The organism is Ruegeria sp. D4 (genome assembly GCF_056534475.1).
Genome location: NZ_JBQFPJ010000022.1, coordinates 63,688 through 80,876, shown reverse-complemented (window position 1 = coordinate 80,876; position 17,189 = coordinate 63,688). Strand labels below are relative to the sequence as shown.

Annotated in this window: 20 protein-coding genes; 8 read left to right on the top strand and 12 right to left on the bottom strand. The window is 58.9% G+C overall.

All coding sequences use genetic code 11. The features are described 5' to 3' along the window. From ACR0MI_RS21245 to ACR0MI_RS21235, 3 genes are all read right to left on the bottom strand, one after another. Positions 1 to 91: GTP-binding protein (locus ACR0MI_RS21245; RefSeq protein ID WP_215675807.1), on the bottom strand; the 91-nt coding region annotated here is incomplete at its 3' end. Positions 92 to 207: 116 nt separating this feature from the next. After that, entirely contained in the window at positions 208 to 798 is a 591-nt protein-coding gene (locus ACR0MI_RS21240; protein ID WP_170611863.1) for a hypothetical protein, read from the bottom strand. A 98-nt stretch (positions 799 to 896) separates the two neighbouring features. Next, positions 897 to 3,245, bottom strand: a complete 2,349-nt coding sequence (locus ACR0MI_RS21235) for a DNA topoisomerase IV subunit A (RefSeq protein WP_170611865.1) — start codon at positions 3,243 to 3,245, stop codon at positions 897 to 899. Positions 3,246 to 3,443: 198 nt separating this feature from the next. Here ACR0MI_RS21235 and ACR0MI_RS21230 point away from each other — a divergent pair, with 198 nt between their 5' ends. From ACR0MI_RS21230 to ACR0MI_RS21205, 6 genes are all read left to right on the top strand, one after another. Further along, positions 3,444 to 4,073, top strand: a complete 630-nt coding sequence (locus ACR0MI_RS21230; RefSeq protein ID WP_480855524.1) for an SH3 domain-containing protein — start codon at positions 3,444 to 3,446, stop codon at positions 4,071 to 4,073. A gap of 69 nt (positions 4,074 to 4,142) precedes the next feature. Then, the gene (locus ACR0MI_RS21225) at positions 4,143 to 4,970 is read left to right on the top strand and encodes an SDR family NAD(P)-dependent oxidoreductase (protein WP_170611867.1); all 828 of its coding nucleotides are present in this window, start codon (positions 4,143 to 4,145) and stop codon (positions 4,968 to 4,970) included. A 75-nt stretch (positions 4,971 to 5,045) separates the two neighbouring features. Beyond that, entirely contained in the window at positions 5,046 to 5,249 is a 204-nt protein-coding gene (locus tag ACR0MI_RS21220; protein WP_170611869.1) for a twin transmembrane helix small protein, read from the top strand. Positions 5,250 to 5,269: 20 nt separating this feature from the next. After that, positions 5,270 to 5,842, top strand: a complete 573-nt coding sequence (locus ACR0MI_RS21215; protein ID WP_170611872.1) for a cob(I)yrinic acid a,c-diamide adenosyltransferase — start codon at positions 5,270 to 5,272, stop codon at positions 5,840 to 5,842. A 286-nt stretch (positions 5,843 to 6,128) separates the two neighbouring features. After that, a complete protein-coding gene (locus tag ACR0MI_RS21210) occupies positions 6,129 to 6,887 on the top strand; it encodes an electron transfer flavoprotein subunit beta/FixA family protein (RefSeq protein ID WP_170611874.1) in 759 nt (252 codons plus the stop codon). Further along, positions 6,887 to 7,816 carry an electron transfer flavoprotein subunit alpha/FixB family protein gene (locus tag ACR0MI_RS21205; protein ID WP_170611876.1) on the top strand — a complete coding sequence of 310 codons (930 nt, stop codon included), beginning with the start codon at positions 6,887 to 6,889 and terminating at the stop codon, positions 7,814 to 7,816. The genes ACR0MI_RS21210 and ACR0MI_RS21205 overlap by 1 nt, the downstream gene beginning before the upstream one ends. A gap of 59 nt (positions 7,817 to 7,875) precedes the next feature. Here ACR0MI_RS21205 and ACR0MI_RS21200 read toward each other — a convergent pair whose 3' ends face one another. After that, positions 7,876 to 8,688 (bottom strand): DUF6473 family protein, encoded by an 813-nt coding sequence (locus tag ACR0MI_RS21200; protein WP_480440607.1) that lies wholly within the window; start codon positions 8,686 to 8,688, stop codon positions 7,876 to 7,878. A 162-nt stretch (positions 8,689 to 8,850) separates the two neighbouring features. Between ACR0MI_RS21200 and ACR0MI_RS21195 the strand changes: the two genes are divergently transcribed. After that, positions 8,851 to 9,726 (top strand): 3-hydroxybutyryl-CoA dehydrogenase, encoded by an 876-nt coding sequence (locus tag ACR0MI_RS21195; protein ID WP_170611878.1) that lies wholly within the window; start codon positions 8,851 to 8,853, stop codon positions 9,724 to 9,726. Between the two features lie 79 nt (positions 9,727 to 9,805). Here ACR0MI_RS21195 and ACR0MI_RS21190 read toward each other — a convergent pair whose 3' ends face one another. The 8 genes from ACR0MI_RS21190 to ACR0MI_RS21155 are packed head-to-tail and all read right to left on the bottom strand — an operon-like array spanning position 9,806 to position 15,579. Next, entirely contained in the window at positions 9,806 to 10,705 is a 900-nt protein-coding gene (locus tag ACR0MI_RS21190) for a lysophospholipid acyltransferase family protein (RefSeq protein WP_170611880.1), read from the bottom strand. 40 nt (positions 10,706 to 10,745) lie between these two features. Next, complete coding sequence (locus ACR0MI_RS21185; protein WP_170611881.1) at positions 10,746 to 11,015, bottom strand: HPr family phosphocarrier protein; 270 nt, start codon at positions 11,013 to 11,015, stop codon at positions 10,746 to 10,748. A gap of 17 nt (positions 11,016 to 11,032) precedes the next feature. Further along, positions 11,033 to 11,425, bottom strand: coding sequence for a PTS sugar transporter subunit IIA (locus tag ACR0MI_RS21180; protein WP_170611883.1), 393 nt, complete (start codon positions 11,423 to 11,425; stop codon positions 11,033 to 11,035). Next, positions 11,422 to 12,315, bottom strand: a complete 894-nt coding sequence (gene rapZ / locus ACR0MI_RS21175) for an RNase adapter RapZ (RefSeq protein WP_170611885.1) — start codon at positions 12,313 to 12,315, stop codon at positions 11,422 to 11,424. Before rapZ ends, ACR0MI_RS21180 begins: the two co-directional genes overlap by 4 nt. Next, the gene (locus ACR0MI_RS21170; protein WP_170611887.1) at positions 12,300 to 12,770 is read right to left on the bottom strand and encodes an HPr kinase/phosphatase C-terminal domain-containing protein; all 471 of its coding nucleotides are present in this window, start codon (positions 12,768 to 12,770) and stop codon (positions 12,300 to 12,302) included. Before ACR0MI_RS21170 ends, rapZ begins: the two co-directional genes overlap by 16 nt. Before the next feature lie 4 nt (positions 12,771 to 12,774). Continuing rightward, positions 12,775 to 14,493, bottom strand: coding sequence for a sensor histidine kinase (locus ACR0MI_RS21165; RefSeq protein WP_170611889.1), 1,719 nt, complete (start codon positions 14,491 to 14,493; stop codon positions 12,775 to 12,777). Between the two features lie 33 nt (positions 14,494 to 14,526). Next, a complete protein-coding gene (locus ACR0MI_RS21160) occupies positions 14,527 to 15,231 on the bottom strand; it encodes a response regulator (RefSeq protein ID WP_170611892.1) in 705 nt (234 codons plus the stop codon). Between the two features lie 21 nt (positions 15,232 to 15,252). Further along, positions 15,253 to 15,579, bottom strand: coding sequence for a hypothetical protein (locus tag ACR0MI_RS21155; protein WP_170681511.1), 327 nt, complete (start codon positions 15,577 to 15,579; stop codon positions 15,253 to 15,255). On the opposite strand from ACR0MI_RS21155, the gene ACR0MI_RS21150 reads away from it, so the two are divergent. Then, positions 15,578 to 17,176, top strand: a complete 1,599-nt coding sequence (locus tag ACR0MI_RS21150) for a phosphoenolpyruvate carboxykinase (RefSeq protein WP_170611896.1) — start codon at positions 15,578 to 15,580, stop codon at positions 17,174 to 17,176. The two genes, ACR0MI_RS21155 and ACR0MI_RS21150, sit on opposite strands and share 2 nt — an antisense overlap. Positions 17,177 to 17,189: the final 13 nt, after the last annotated feature.

The following is a 17,189-nucleotide window of genomic DNA, read 5'->3' as shown; positions in this document are numbered from 1 at the left end:
CCGCCGTCAGCGTGGTCTTACCATGGTCAACGTGGCCAATCGTGCCGATGTTGACGTGCGGTTTTGTACGCTCAAATTTTTCCTTTGCCATTCCTCAGGCGCCCTTTTGCGATTTGGGGGACCCTTGGTCCCGTGGTTACATCTGCGCGCGCGAGATATTTGGTTCAAAGGGGAAAATCAAGCACATCCTGAGGGAAAAGCGGCCCCTTATGCCGGATTTTGCGTAACATCCCCGGATTCGAGCGGCCGGATCAGATCGGGCCGCCGATCAAACCAGCCATTGTCCTTGTGTTCCTCGGCCAGCCACTCCTCAACCCGGTCGGCGACTTTCAGGGCAAGCCCGCTCATCTGCTCTTCTTTGGTCCGCTCGTGCCCCGAGCCTTTCAGGGCACTTCCGCCGGTCGTGTCCTCAAGAACCTGAAACTGTTTGCCCTTGGCCAGAAACTCTTTCTTGTTCACATCGTACACGTTTACCAGAACAATCGCCGTGCTTTTGGGATTGTAGATTACCGGAATGCCCGGAGGCGCCAGCATATAGCCTTCCAGACTGATACCGATGTCATATTCCTGTGCGCCAGAGTAGCGACCCAGGCGAATGTCGACCGCGTTCTGGATCGCCTCGGTCCATTCATCAGGCGTCGCATCCCGCGACACTGGGCCTTGCACCGCCTTTTCGGCAAAAGCATAGTTGACCCGCAGCTTGAATTCGCCCAGCGATTCTGGCTCTTCATAAACCTGCGTCTGGGTGCAGGCGGCCATCAGGGCCAATCCGGTGATCAGGGTCAGAATGCGCAACATGTTCTCGTCTCGATAGGCCTGTTTTTCTTTGATCTAGCGCACCGATACGGCCTGTGCCAAGTCGTATCGGCAGAAATCCACCCGTAAGCGCGCCCTGATCACGAGAATTTATAGTCGCGCGGGAAGCCATAGGGAGGTTTTTTACCAACGCTGGCACGTTTGGCCAGCCACTGGGACATATCGGCCTCGTGCCGGGTCTTGTCACCACCCATCGACCACTTCAGGCCCTCTTCCCAGTTGAAAGTGGTGATGTCGGACAACCCGCCATCCAGCTCCAGCGTGCCCTGGCGGCCGCGTGCCATGTTATATTTCTGAAGGCGCACGCCCTTGCCGCGTGTCATCTCGGGCAGGTCTTCAGTCGGGAACACAAGGAACTTGCCGTTCTGAGACACAACGGCCACGTGATCCCCATCCACCGGTTTACAGATCATCGCGGTTTCGTCGCCTTTGACGTTCAGCACCTGTTTGCCGTTGCGGGTCTGGGCCAGCACATCATCCTCGGGCACCATAAAGCCGTTGCCCGCATCCGATGCGACAAGCAGCCTTCGGCCTGGCTTGTGAATGAAAATGTCGATGATCTGCGCCTCATTCGGCAGGTCAACCATCAGGCGCAGCGGCTCGCCCATGCCCCGCCCGCCGGGCAGGTTGGCGGCGCTGACCGTGTAGAACCGCCCGTTCGAGGCAAACACCAGCAGGCGATCAGTCGTTTCGGCGTGGAAAATGAATCGTGGGCCGTCGCCATCCTTGAACTTCAGTTCACGCTTCAGGTCGATATGGCCGGTCATGGCGCGAATCCACCCCATCTGAGAGCAGACGACCGTAATCGGCTCGCGGTCGATCATCGCCTCTAGCGGCACTTCCTCGACCTGCCCCGCTTCGGCGAACCGCGTCCGGCGCGCGCCGCCTTCGTAGTCTTTGCCGAATGTCTTCTTGGTCTCTTTCAGCTGCTCGGCGATTTTGGCCCATTGCAGGCCCTCATCGGCCAGCAGGTCTTCAAGGTTGGCGCGCTCCAGCATCAATTCGTCACGTTCGCGAACCAGCTCCATCTCTTCCAGACGGCGCAGGCTGCGCAGGCGCATGTTGAGGATCGCGTCGACCTGAACCTCGGACAGTTCGCCCTCGCCCGGCTTGGGCGAGACATAGTCGGCCTCGTTGGTCGCGCGGACATGATCTATGCCCCAATCTTCGCGCATCAGCGCGGCTTTGGGGTCATCATCATAGCGGATGATGTCGATCACCCGGTCGAGGTTGAGGAACGCGACGATAAAGCCCTCCAACACCTCCAACCGATGGTCGATCTTGCCCAGACGGTGACGCGAGCGGCGGATCAGCACCTCTTGCCGGTGATCAAGGAAAGCGCGCAGCACTTCCTTCATCGAGCAAACCTTGGGTGTCACCCCGTCGATCAGCACGTTCATGTTCAGGCTGAACCGCACCTCAAGATCCGAGTTGCGGTAGAGCATGCCCATCAGCACCTCGGGATCCACGTTCTTGGAGCGTGGTTCCAGGATCAGGCGAATGTCATCGGCAGATTCGTCGCGCACATCCGCGAGGATCGGGATTTTCTTGGTCTGGATCAGTTCGGCGATCTTTTCGATCAGTTTCGATTTCTGAACCTGATAGGGGATCTCGGTAACAACGATCTGCCACTGACCTCGCCCCAGATCCTCGACCTCGAACTTGCAGCGCAGACGAAACGAACCGCGCCCGGTCCGATACGCCTGTGCGATATTCTCTGGCGGCTCGACAATCACGCCGCCGGTCGGGAAGTCCGGGCCGGGAACATAGTTCAACAACGTGTCGTCGCGGGCGTCGGGTGTCCTGATCAGATGCAGACAGGCGTCGCAGAGTTCCGAGATGTTGTGCGGCGGGATGTTCGTGGCCATCCCCACCGCGATACCACTGGCCCCGTTGGCCAAAAGGTTCGGGAACTGCGCGGGGAGCACGACCGGCTCAGTCAGGGTGCCATCATAGTTGTCGCGGAAATCGACGGCGTCTTCGTTCAGCCCCTCAAGCAGCGCCTCGGCCACGATGGTCATCCGCGCCTCGGTATATCGCGAGGCCGCCGGGTTGTCGCCGTCGATATTGCCGAAATTCCCCTGCCCGTCGACCAGCGGGTAACGGACGTTGAAGTCCTGCGCCAGACGCGCCATCGCGTCGTAAATCGCGGCGTCCCCGTGCGGGTGATAGTTGCCCATCACATCGCCGGAAATCTTGGCCGACTTCCTGAATCCTCCGGTTGCGCTGAGTCGCAGCTCTCTCATCGCATAGAGGATTCGCCGGTGGACCGGTTTCAACCCATCCCGCGCATCGGGCAAGGCCCGATGCATAATGGTGGACAGCGCATAGGTCAGATAGCGTTCGCCAATCGCGCGGCGCAGCGGTTCGGCTACCTCACCCCCGTTGCCGGGGGTCTCCATGTTGGGGTCGTCGATCGTGTCGTTCATATATGATGTGATACGACGCAAGCGCGGCGTGGTAAAGCAAGCAGCGCGCAATTTACTGGGGACAAGTCGCGCTTTTTGCAACACGGGGAGGCAAGCCCCGGATTTCCCCCATCTTTCGACTCAATCCCCAAGCTATGCTAAACTTTCATCAATTGAATGCTGCCTGTTTGTTGTTGCGATTACCCGGGGGATTGCGTCATGACGCGCCTTATACTAGTTACCTTTGCTCTGCTCGGATGGAGCTTCTACGTGATGAGCGGCGGCCCCAATTTCGAGCCGCGCGGCCTGCGCGCGGAAAAACCTGTGCAAGTGGCGTCAGTTCCCATACCCGCACCAAAGCCGATTGCTCCGGCCCCGGCGGAAGACCTTGTGAAAAAAGCCGCTATTAAGCCGGTCGAACCCGAGAAGCCAAAGCCGGAACCTGAACCGGCGCCTGTTCAGGTCGATACTCAGGCGCAGCTGACGCAGGTTGCTGTTGGGCTGAGTTCAGACCTGTTCCTGTTTGGCGATCAGGCCGCGACATTCTCTCTGGCGTCTCTGGATCAGGGTGCGGCAGCGCTGCGTCAGATCACACCTGAGGTGCCCGACGGGGTTTCGCAGACCGTTGCCCCCACCGAGCCCGCAAAAGACATCCGCGAAGTTACGGGCACCCGCGTCAACATGCGCGATGGGCCCGGCACGATCTATCCGGTCGTTGGCAAGGTTTCGATCGGACAGAAGGTCGAAGTGATTGGCGATTCGGGAACCGGCTGGCTGCGGCTGCGCGTGTTGCCCGGGCAACAGATCGGATGGATTTCCGCCTCACTGATCCGAAAAACAGAATACTGACACAGCGATGTCATTGTCCTGACCGGGACCGCGCCATAGCTTTTGGCAAAAGAACATCTCGGGGATGACATGCAGAAATCCATTCTGATCACAGGCTGCTCTTCCGGTATTGGCCTGGATGCGGCTCATGGGATGCGCGCCCGCGGCTGGCGAGTCTTCGCGGCCTGCCGCCAACAGCGCGACTGCGACAGGCTGAGGGCACAGGGCTTTGACAGTCCGCGAATCGATTATGCAGATGCGGATAGTATCCGAACAGGCCTGGCACAGGTGCTTGAGTCGACCGGCGGCACGCTGGATGCACTGTTCAACAATGGTGCACATGGATTGCCCGGTGCGATAGAAGACGTGCCGACGGATGGGTTGCGCGTCATATTCGAATCCAATGTATTTGGCTGGCACGAACTGACCCGGCAGGTCATCCCGGTGATGCGGCGTCAGGGTCACGGTCGTATAGTACAATGCTCATCGGTGCTTGGACTGGTCGCGTTCCCCTGGCGCGGTGCGTATGTCGCGACGAAATACGCGATCGAGGGTCTGACCGACACCCTGCGGCTGGAGCTCAGGGATACCGATATTAAGGTCGTCCTGATCGAACCCGGGCCGATCACTTCGAAGATTCGGGAAAACTCGATCCCGGTGTTTGAACGGTTCATCGACTGGGAAAACTCGGCATTGCGGGAAAAATACGAAACTTCGCTGCTGACACGACTCTACGAATCTTCTGGCCCCGACCGGTTTGAACTGCCCGCATCAGCCGTGACCGACAAACTCGCGATTGCCGTGAGCGCGAAAAGACCGCGCGCGCGCTATTACGTCACCACGCCCACCTACATCGCCGGGTATCTGCGCCGGGTTTTGTCCACAAAAACCATAGATCGCATTCTGTCATTGGGCTGAGACACAAAAACCCATTCGCTTTTGCCGCTGCGCCCGCTAGATGGAGGCGTGAAAACAAACGCGGACGAGGGCTCCATGGACCTGATCATGCTGGTCTTGCTTTTGGCCATGGCGGCAGTTGTCGTCGTTTTGGCTTTGGGCATTGCAAACTTTGGCAAAGGTGGGACCGAAGCGGCCCACAAAAGCAACAAGATGATGCGCCTGCGCATCCTGTTTCAGTTCATTGCCGTGGTGCTGATTGTGCTCTACGTCTATCTGCGCGGACAGGGAGGGCAATAAGCGGACAGGGAGGGCAATAAATGGTTGTTCTGAACAAAATCTACACGCGCACAGGCGACGATGGCAAAACCGCGCTTGGCAATGGCGAACGGGTCGCCAAATACTCGGGCCGTGTGGCTGGCTATGGCACGGTGGACGAACTGAACGCCTTTGTCGGCGTCGCCCGCGCGGAAGCCGATGGCGATGTCGAAGCAGCGCTGGCGCGCATCCAGAACGATCTGTTCGATCTGGGCGCTGATCTGTGCCGTCCAGATATGGAAAAGGATGCCGAGGCGGATTACCCGCCATTGCGGATCGCTCCGGCACAGATCGACCGGCTGGAAGCCGAGATCGACTCCATGAACGAACGGCTGGAGCCGCTGCGCAGTTTCATCCTGCCGGGCGGCACCCGGCTGGCGGCGCAATTGCATGTATGTCGCACGGTGTCGCGGCGTGCCGAGCGTCTGGTGGTCGAACTGTCCAATATGGAGCCCGTCAACGTAGTCGCCGTGAAATATTTGAACCGGCTGAGCGATTGGTTCTTCGTCGCCGCCCGCTGCGCCAACAACGACGGCCAGGCTGACGTTTTGTGGGTTCCGGGCGCGAACCGCTGAAAGCGGCACGGTGTCCTGTAGACCCGGTGGCGACCGGAAGGGTGAGGCCTCGGCCCGACAATCACAGTAAAGCGTCTGTTCCGGTCCGCCACTCGTCCCGTCGCGCACTAACCCGTTCCCACTGCGACACTACCGTTACGTAAAAAAATCATGAAACGCGACGTCTCAAGCTTACGACGTGACGATTTTGCTCTGTTGTCGCGCGGATTGAGACGCTATCTACACCCCGAGAGCATTGGTGGAGTCGCGACGCGGCTTGCCGTTTTTGTAAGGAGCGTACGCAAAAATGAAGGTACTTGTGCCTGTCAAGCGCGTGATTGACTACAACGTGAAGGTTCGCGTGAAGGCGGACGGGAGCGGTGTTGATCTCGCCAATGTAAAGATGTCGATGAACCCGTTCGACGAGATTGCAGTGGAAGAGGCGATCCGCCTGAAAGAGGCTGGCAAAGCTGAGGAAGTCGTGGCCGTCTCGATCGGCGTGAAGCAGGCGCAGGAGACGCTGCGGACCGCTCTGGCCATGGGCGCGGACCGCGCCATTCTGGTCGTTGCTGCCGATGACGTGCATCAGGACATCGAACCGCTGGCCGTTGCCAAGATCCTTGCCAAAGTGGTCGAGGAAGAACAGCCGGGCATCGTTCTGGCGGGTAAGCAGGCGATCGACAACGACATGAACGCCACTGGCCAGATGCTGTCGGCCCTGCTGGGCTGGAGCCAGGGCACCTTCGCGTCCGAGCTGGACATTGAAGGCGACACCGCCAAGATCACCCGCGAGGTGGACGGCGGCCTGCAGACCATCAGCGTCAAGATGCCGACCATCGTGACCGTTGATCTGCGTCTGAACGAGCCGCGCTATGCGTCGCTGCCCAACATCATGAAGGCGAAGAAAAAGCCGCTGGACGAGAAAACCGCCGCCGATTACGGCGTCGACGTCACTCCGCGTCTGGAAATCGTCAAGACCGAAGAGCCGCCGGCACGCGCTGCGGGCATCATCGTGGGCTCGGTCGACGAGCTGGTCGAGAAACTCAAAGAAGCGGGGGCTGTGTAATGGCTGTTCTTCTTCTCGCTGAAGTCAACAATGGTGAGCTGTCGCTGGACGCCACCGCCAAGGCCGTCAATGCCGCGAAAGTTCTGGGCGATGTAACCGTTCTGGCCGCTGGCGGTTCCGCCGCTGCCGCTGGTGAAGCTGCTGCCAAGATCGACGGCGTTTCCAAGGTTCTGGTTGCCGAAGACGCTTCGCTGGGCCACCGCCTGGCGGAATCGACCGCAGCGCTGATCGTGGGTCTGGCCGACGGGTACGAGCACATCGTGGCACCCGCCACCACCGACGCAAAGAACGTGATGCCGCGCGTTGCAGCGCTGCTGGACGTGATGGTGATCTCGGATGCATCTGGCGTTGTCGACGGCTCGACCTTCGAACGCCCGATCTATGCAGGCAACGCGATCCAGACCGTGAAATCGAACGACGCCAAAAAGGTCGTCACCCTGCGGACCGCCAGCTTTGACGCGGCGGGCGAAGGTGGTTCGGCCCCGGTCGAGACCATCTCGGTCGGCGAAAATCCGGGCCTGTCGTCCTGGGTCGAGGACAAGGTTGCGGCCAGCGACCGCCCCGAGCTGACCTCGGCTGGCGTTGTTGTTTCAGGTGGCCGCGGTGTTGGCTCCGAAGAAGACTTCAAACTGATTGAAGCTCTGGCTGACAAGCTGGGTGCTGCTGTTGGCGCATCGCGCGCGGCGGTCGACTCGGGTTACGCTCCGAACGACTGGCAGGTGGGTCAGACCGGTAAGGTCGTGGCTCCGGACCTGTACGTTGCCGTCGGCATCTCGGGCGCGATCCAGCACCTGGCTGGGATGAAGGACTCGAAGGTCATCGTCGCAATCAACAAGGATGAAGAAGCGCCGATCTTCCAGGTCGCCGACTTCGGACTGGTTGCCGACCTGTTCCAGGCCGTTCCGGAACTGACCGAAAAGCTTGGCTGATCAAGAACACAATTTTCTCGACGAGAAATCTTCAAGGCCCGCCGCAAGGCGGGCCTTTTTCAGTTCAGATCTTGAATAACCGGCACCAGAGCATCCGCGATGGCCCTGTGTGCGGCCGGGCCGATCATGTGCTCTGCCATGGGCTGCTGCAATGTTCCGAACAGCACGTCCTCAAGTTCGTCTGAAGCGCCGGCAACGCAGACCGACAACTCGACGATACCCGCGCAATGCGATCGGAATTGCTCGACCATTGGCCTGTCGACCAGCAATTGCCCGCCAACATCGCATGGCGATTGCCTGTGCACGCGCAGCCACAGCAAGATCACTGGCGGTCCAACACGCTCGAGAAAGGACTGCAGGCTTTGGCACCACTGATCCTGCAAACCCTGGGCTAACAACGCAAACCGGGCGGCCCCAAGGTCCAATAGCCGCGTCAAAAGATGCTTCACAAAGTGAAATTCTGTGAAATCAACTTCAGGATAAAGATCTACGAGCCTACGCGTCGGCTCAAGAAACCTATCATTTCGGCGGGGATGCACCCGATAAAATGGGTTCGACTGACCGGCAAGCCCGGGGATCTGCAACACGCACAGCCCGGAACCATTCACCAGGTTCAGTATCCCTTGATCTCGCACCAACGCCTCGGCCCCGGCAAACAGGCTGCCCAGATTGACACAACACTTTCCCACACGCCCTTCCAACACTGAAGGGAACGGCTGATCCACGAACCGCCCGAATGTTTCGTCGCCGCCAACACAAACCACTGAGGACTTGTCCGGTCGCTTCTCAGGCCCGCGAAACCAGAGCCTGGATTGTTCATATTGGCAAACGGCAACATCGACCCGGCCCGAGCCGACCTGAAGATAGCTCATAACACCCACCTGTTTTTCACCCGGGTGCCATCTTGCGGCTGCAGGAATTGATAAAACCCTAATGTGCGCATTTGAAGCAAATTCAGCCTGATCCAACCCCTTGCCGCCCGCCCCGATCTGCCGATAGTGTCGGATCAACCTATGGGACAAAGGCACCTGAACATGGATGTAAAATCAGTCGGAGTGATCGGCGCGGGCCAGATGGGCAATGGCATCGCCCATGTTTTGGCGCTGGCGGAATATGACGTCCTTTTGACCGACGTCAGCCAGGAGGCGCTGGACAATGCTCTGGCGACGATCGAAGGCAATCTTGCCCGGCAGGTGTCCCGCGGAAAGATCACCGACGAGGCCATGCAGGCCGCCCTTTTGCGCATCGATACCACGCTTGAATTGCCTAAACTGGGTCAAACCGATCTTGTGATCGAGGCCGCGACCGAACGCGAAACGATCAAGCAGGCCATTTTCGAGGACCTTCAACCGCATCTGCAGCCCCATACGATCCTGACCTCGAATACCTCTTCCATTTCGATCACGCGTCTTGCCAGCCGAACCGACCGTCCGGAACGGTTCATGGGCTTTCACTTCATGAACCCTGTACCAGTGATGCAGCTGGTCGAGTTGATCCGCGGCATCGCAACGGATGAAGCGACCTACAAAGCCTGCAAAGCTGTTGTGGACCGGTTGGGCAAGACCGCGGCCAGCGCCGAAGATTTTCCGGCCTTCATCGTGAACCGGATCCTGATGCCGATGATCAACGAGGCGGTTTATACATTGTATGAGGGTGTCGGTAGCGTTCAGTCCATCGACCAGTCAATGAAGCTGGGCGCCAATCATCCGATGGGGCCGCTGGAGCTGGCGGATTTCATCGGCCTGGACACATGCCTGGCGATCATGAATGTGTTGCATGAGGGTCTGGCCGACACAAAGTACCGTCCGTGTCCACTGCTGACAAAGTATGTCGAGGCCGGCTGGCTGGGGCGAAAGACCGAGCGCGGGTTTTATGACTATCGTGGCGAAGTCCCAATACCAACGCGCTGACGCACAGGGGGCCAGCCCCCTCGCCCGGATTTCATCCGGGCTTACCCCCGGGATATTTTCAGCCAGATGAAGACGCGGATCAGGCCCTGGTCCCACCACCCAGAGCCAAGGTGTGCTTTCTAAGCCATGCCATGAACCCGCGCGGGTCTTTTTCGAGCAGCTGCATGTCGTCCTGCGAAATCGGATCACCGATGACCGGAGACTGCGGTTTGTTGCAGGACCTTACGATCTCGTGCAGCAGCAGCCCCTGACGCAGGATCGGGGAAACACGGTTTGCGATCTGATACCAGCGCGAGTTGCAACCAGGAAAAAAGATCGGCACGACCTGAGCACCGGACCGGCGGATCATCTTGGCCGTAAAAACGTTCCACTCCCGTTCCTGTGCGGGACCGAACCAACTGTCCGAAGACATCACCACGCCCGAAGGGAACAAGGCTACCACGCCGCCATTCTTGAGGTGTTCCATCGCCTTGCCGCGCATTTCCAGCATCTTGGCCTGGGCTTCGGGATCGTGCGGAAACGGAACCGCGATCATGAACGATGTCGCAGCTTCATCCAGGCCGGTCAGAACCGAGCGGGTCAGGATGCGATAATCGCTGCGCACGCGGCCGATCAGTTCGGCAAAAATCATGCCGTCAACCATGCCATGGGGGTGGTTGGCGACCACAACGACCGGGCCTTCCTTGGGAATGCGATCGATCTGTTCCTGCGGCGTGGTCAGTTTGATGCCCATCACCTCGAGCGCGCCGCCCCAAAAACGCTGGCCGCGGTACAACTCGTTCTTTTTTTCGAATTTATTGACCATTCGCAAAATGGTCAGTTTTCCGGTGCACCATTCGATGACCCGAATGGCAGCCGAAGTCCAGGCATCGTCAAACGAGTTGGCGTAGGTCAGCGTTCTGCGATCATAGATTTCGCCTTGTTCACCGGCCCCATCTACCACCGGGTTCGTCTTGGTCTCGTGCGTTGTTTCCGCCAATTCCTGGTTTTCCCGTTCTTCCTGTCCTGGCAGGACCGGCTCAGAATCCCTCTCCGAACTTGTCGTTCACCAAAGTTTCCAAGGCTTCCGCCAACGCCTCAGCATCCGGTCCGGACGTCTCGACGTCAATAGTGGTTCCGCGCGATGCTGCCAACATCAAAAGGCCCATAATACTGTCACCGGATGCAGAAAGTCCGTCCCGCGAAACCTCGGCACTGGCATCAAATCCCTCGACCACCTCGACCAGCTTGGCTGAGGCACGGGCGTGTAGGCCCTTTTCGTTAATAATTTTCAAGCTTCGGGTGGTCATGGTCAATTAATCCGATTTTAGTCCAACGTGACATTCTGCGCATTGATATATTTTCGTCCAGCCTCAATCGCTTGCCGGACGGCATCGCCGACGGGCAAGTGGCGGCTTTTGGCCAGTTTGATCAACATGGGAAGGTTTGCGCCGTAAAGTATGCGACGATCCTGCGGGGCGCAGGCCCGCATGCTCAGATTCGACGGGCTGCCGCCAAACAGGTCAGTCACGACAACGACACCATCGCCAGCGTCGACCTGATCCGCGGCACGGCATATTTCGCTTTGTTTGGCGTCGCGATCATGATCGGCCTCGATCGGTATCGCGACAAGACCCGGCTGTGTCCCGACCACGTGCTGCATCGCGGCCAGGTATTCTTCGGCCAGCCTGCCATGCGCTACAATTACGATCCCGATCAATCCGGCCTCACATTCAACGAACGTCGTTCCATTTCGCGGTGTCTGATTGCCACCTGCTGGCTCTCTTCCGCAAGGGCCTTTGCGACCGCTTCGGCCATCGCGACCGAACGATGTTGCCCACCTGTGCAGCCAAACGCAACCGAAAGATGCGCCTTGCCCTCGGCCCGGAAGGCCGGCAGCAAAAGCCTGAGCAGATCGACGACCTTGTCGAAGAACGGTCCGTAGTTCATATCCGACTGAACATAGCTTGCAACATCCGGGTTTCTACCATCGGCCGCGCGCAATTCAGGGCGCCAGTACGGATTGGCCAGAAACCGGCAGTCAAACACCATGTCCAGTCCCCTTGGCAGGCCGCGCTTGTACGAAAAGGATTCAATCGACACCGCCAGATGTCGGCCGCCCTGAGGTGCGAACCATCGCTCGACCTCATCGCGCAACTGATGGACATTCAGTGCTGTCGAGTCGATCAGCGTATCGGCAATTTCGCAGATCGGGGCCAGCAGCTCCTTTTCCTGGCGTACGCCGGATTCGGGGCTGGAATCCCTTGCCACCGGGTGCCGCCGGCGGGTTTCGGAAAAGCGTCGCAGCAGCACGTCATCGCTGCAATCCAGATAAAGGGTGGTCAGATCGACCTGTTCCATCCGGCTGAGTTTCGCCACCAGTTCAATGAATCCGATGGTTGAAAAATCGCGGTTGCGCGCGTCGATCCCAAGCGCCATGGGCCGGTCGCTTTCCGGGCCATCCAGAAGGCGTGTCAACAGCCCCATGGGCAGGTTGTCGATGGCTTCAAAGCCCAGATCTTCGAGAACATGGATTGCGGTCGAACGTCCGGCACCCGAAGGCCCGGTGACCAGAACGATACGCCGCTGTGCTGTCAGTTCCCGGGCCATTCCGGATCCATTCGTCCCATTTTCATAAATTGTACCAATGCTGCGGCCAAATTGGGGACTTCACCGCCCCAAAGCAAGGGAACAGGATGCCCCAGCAGAACCACCATCCGTGGCTCGGGCAGACGTGCGGGTTCGCTCTGGTCCAGATCCACAACGAGGCTGACAGGAACCGGACCCTTAGAGTCTGCGCGCAACAGGCCGATACCACGCGCCTCGATCACGCCCCGCAGCTCCGGAACGGCGTCGGCGATCACATGGCCATCCCGTACATGCAGATTGACCCGGTCGTCCGCAACAAGCCGTGCCCCGAGCGCCATCATCTGCAGCGCCAGTGACGACTTGCCCGCGCCAGAACGCCCCACGATCAGAAGGCCGTGCCCTTCGATGCTGACGCAAGCGGCATGGATACAAGCTGTGTTCTGTTGTTCGATGGCAGAAAGGGTCGGGCTGGACATATGCCTACAAAGGAAGCCCGACAACAAACCGGGCGCCCAAAGGATCCGAAGTTATGTCCGCTTCGGTCGGACGGATGTTCTCCGCCCAGATCACACCGCCGTGGGCCTCGACAATCTGTTTTGAAATCGCAAGTCCCAAGCCCGAGTTGTTCCCAAAATGCTCGACCGGGCGCTGCGAGTAGAAGCGTTTGAACACTTTGGTCAGCGCCTGATCGGGTATGCCCGGACCGGTATCTTCCACCACCACCAGAACCCGGTTCTCGCGCTGTCGTACCCAGACCCGAATGGCATCGCTTTCCTCACAGAAGGAAATCGCATTGGTGATCAGATTGACGAAAACCTGTGCCAGTCGCGCCTCAAGCCCGTTGATCACAATCGGGTCGGGCGGCAGATCGGTGATGTAGTCGATCCCTTTCGACCGCGCGTCTTCGCCCAGATACTGCCCAAGATTGCCCAGCAGCTTGAGCAGATCAAAGGGCTGCTCCTCTTCCTTGACCAGTTCGGCATCCAGTCGGGATGCGTTGGAAATATCACTGACCAACCGGTCCAGGCGCCGCACGTCATGTTCGATCACGCCCAAAAGTTTCTCGCGCTGGTCGTCGCGTTTGACCATGCGAAGCGTCCCGACTGCCGATTGCAGGCTTGCAAGCGGGTTCTTGATTTCATGCGCCACGTCCGCCGCAAACTGCTCGTTCGCATCGATCCGGTTGTAAAGCGCGGTCACCATCCCTCGCAGCGCTCCGCTGAGCTGCCCGATTTCATCGGGGCGGGCGCTGAGGTCGGGAATTCGAATGCGGCCCGGATTGACACCAGCCCCCCTGTCCCTGCCCATCTCGGCAGCCGCCGCCAGATCCGCAAGCGGGTTGGCGATGGTTGATGCAAGAACAAGGCTCAGGCCGACAGACACCAGCAGGGCCACCACGAACATCTGCAGAATGCGCTCCTGCTCCTGCCGGGCAAGCGCATCAATCTCACCGGCCGGACCGGCCATGGCAACGGCACCGACCGGGCTTCCGTCAAACAGAATGGGCGCAGCCGCCACGATTGCGGTTTCCCCTGCATCATCCTGAACCGCCTGCATTTGAACATTGCCCAGCAATGCCTGCGGGATGATTTCCTGTACGCGTTGTGCAAGCGTCGGTGGATCGGTTTCCTGCGGTTTCGTGAATACTGTCGTCAGACCCATCCAGACGGCATTGAGACCGTCACTGATAACTGTACTGCCGGTTGGCGCATCGGCCCCTGACTCCAACCCGAGAGGCATTTGCGCCGGCAGCGAAGCGCCTCGGGTCCAGCCGATCAGGGTGCCCTGGGCATCATAAATGAAGACCTCGCCGCCATCGGGCAGTGTAAGTCCGGACAACGTGTCCCTGACATCCAGATCAGCAGCGTCCCGGGGGCCGTCGGAATCCGCCTGACGCAGCTGGGTTTCGAACACGTTGCTGACCAGCTGGGCATCACCCACCAGATTGCGCGCCGTCTGCTGGACCCGCTCCTTGCGTGAATCGTCCAGATACAGCAACCCGGTCACAAGAATGACCAGGGCGATCAGGTTGAACGTGATGATCTTGCGCGCCAGAGGAGAGCCGCGCAGAGAAAACAGATTGCGTCGCGACCGCGTCGCCCTGAGTTCATGGGACTCGGGATCATGCGGGATGACCCAGTCATCCCCCAGAACGACATCTCCGTCGCGCAGCGCATTAGCTTGTTCGGTATCGCGCACGAGACCCGGCTACCCCTTATCAGAAGGCTATTCTTATTCTTCGTTGTATCTGTACCCGATGCCGTACAGGGTTTCGATGGCCGAAAACTCAGGATCTGCCGCGCGCATTTTCTTGCGCAGCCGCTTGATGTGGCTGTCGATGGTGCGGTCGTCGACATAAACCTGATCGTCATAGGCCACATCCATCAACTGATCGCGGCTTTTGACGAACCCCGGTCTCTGCGCCAGCGCCTGCAACAACAGGAACTCGGTCACTGTCAGCGAAACATCGGTGCCCTTCCAGCTTACGGCGTGGCGCAGCGGATCCATCCGAAGTTCACCCCGCTCCATGACCTTGGCATCACCCGAGGCGGCAGCGGACACATCGCCCTCGGTCGCTTCCTGCCGGCGCAGCAACGCGCGGATACGTTCAACCAGAAGACGCTGTGAAAAAGGCTTTTTGACATAGTCATCCGCGCCCATGCGAAGGCCCAGAACCTCGTCGATCTCGTCATCCTTGGATGTCAGGAAGATCACCGGCATCTGAGTTTTCTGGCGCAGCCTTTGCAACAGGTCCATGCCGTCCATGCGGGGCATCTTGATGTCCAGCACGGCCATGTCCGGCAATTTCTTGTTGAATGCATCCAGGGCAGCCTGCCCGTCATTATATGTTTCGACCTCAAAACCCTCGGCTTCGAGCGTCATGGATACCGACGTCAGAATGTTCCTGTCGTCATCCACCAGTGCAATCTTTGACATCGGGTTCATCCCTATTCCTGCTCACTCTTGCAATAATTGGCTTATTTGTAAGGCATTGTTGGCGTTTTTAGGACGCCGAATCAATCCGTAACTGCGAATCGTGCCTTTCTTGGGGCAAGCTTGCGGCAAATTTGCCTTGCTGCCCGCAAATTGCCGCCCAGATTTTTGGCGGAAAATTCTTGGTGGCGCTAAACTTGTACTTGGTTGCGCTAACTGCGCCAAACCGTCCTGTTCATGCCCTAAATGACCGTGATAAGACCCGCCCATCCGCCGGTTTTTCCCGGCATACTGCCCCAAGAGCGCATAAGGCCAAACAGCCTTCGCGCCGCCACAGGAGAAGACACACATGACATCTGGACGGGTTAACCCGCAATTCCGCCTCGAGGATCAGGGCATCGAGGGTCTGGGCAATGTCTATTACAACTTCATGGAACCTGCGCTGATCGAAGAGGCGCTGAAGCGCGGCGAGGGCACGCTGGGCAATGGCGGCGCGTTTCTGGTTACGACTGGCAAATTCACAGGCCGGTCTCCGAAAGACAAGCATGTTGTCAAAACCGACAGCGTCGCCGACACCATCTGGTGGGAAAACAACGCCGCAATGACCGCCCAGGGCTTTGACGCGCTATATGAAGATATGCTGGCCCATATGAAGGGTCGCGACTATTTCGTGCAGGACCTGGTCGGTGGGGCCGATCCGGCCTATTCGATCAACGTGCGCATGGTCACCGAATTGGCCTGGCACAACCTTTTTATCCGCCACCTGCTGCGACGGCCGGACCGCGCTGACCTGGACGAGTTCACCGCGGATTTCACCGTCATCAACTGCCCCAGTTTCAGCGCGGACCCGAAAAAGCACGGCTGCCGCAGCGAGACCGTGATTGCGCTGAACTTCGACCGCAAGCTGATCCTGATCGGCGGCACAGAATATGCAGGTGAGAACAAAAAGTCTGTCTTTACCCTGCTGAACTACATGCTGCCCGAAAAGGGCGTGATGCCGATGCACTGCTCGGCCAACCATGCTGTGGGCAACCCGGTTGATACCGCCGTGTTCTTCGGCCTGTCCGGCACCGGCAAAACCACCTTGTCCGCCGACCCGTCCCGCGTGCTGATCGGCGATGACGAGCACGGCTGGTCCGACCGCGGCACTTTCAACTTCGAAGGTGGCTGCTATGCCAAGACCATCAACCTGAATGCCGAGGCAGAACCCGAGATTTACGCCACCACCACGAAATTCGGCACGGTGATCGAGAACATGGTCTTCGATCCCGAGACCAAAAAACTGGATTTCGACGACGATTCCCTGACAGCGAACATGCGTTGCGCCTATCCGCTGGAATATATCTCGAACGCATCGAAATCGGCGTTGGGCGGCCATCCAAAGAATATCATCATGCTGACCTGCGACGCATTTGGTGTTCTGCCCCCGATTGCGCGGCTGACACCGGCGCAGGCGATGTATCACTTCCTGTCAGGCTTCACGTCGAAAGTCGCCGGTACCGAGCGTGGCATTACCGAGCCTCAGCCCACATTCTCGACCTGCTTTGGCGCACCTTTCATGCCGCGCCGCCCCGAGGCCTACGGCAACCTGCTGCGGGACAAGATTGCCCAGCACGGCGCGACCTGCTGGCTGGTGAACACCGGCTGGACCGGAGGCGCTTACGGCGTTGGCAGCCGGATGCCCATCAAGGCAACCCGCGCGCTGCTGACTGCGGCGCTGGAAGGGTCGCTGGCGGATGCGGAGTTCCGCAAGGATGCCAGCTTTGGCTTTGACGTTCCGGTCTCGGTTCCCGGTGTGCCCGAAGTCCTGCTGGACCCGCGCCGCACATGGGACGATCAGGCAGCCTTCGACAAACAGGCTGAAAAACTGGTGCAGATGTTTGCCGAAAACTTTGAGCAATATCTGCCCTTTATCGACGAAGACATCAAAGCCGTCGCAATCGGATAAGGCAATTTCAGGG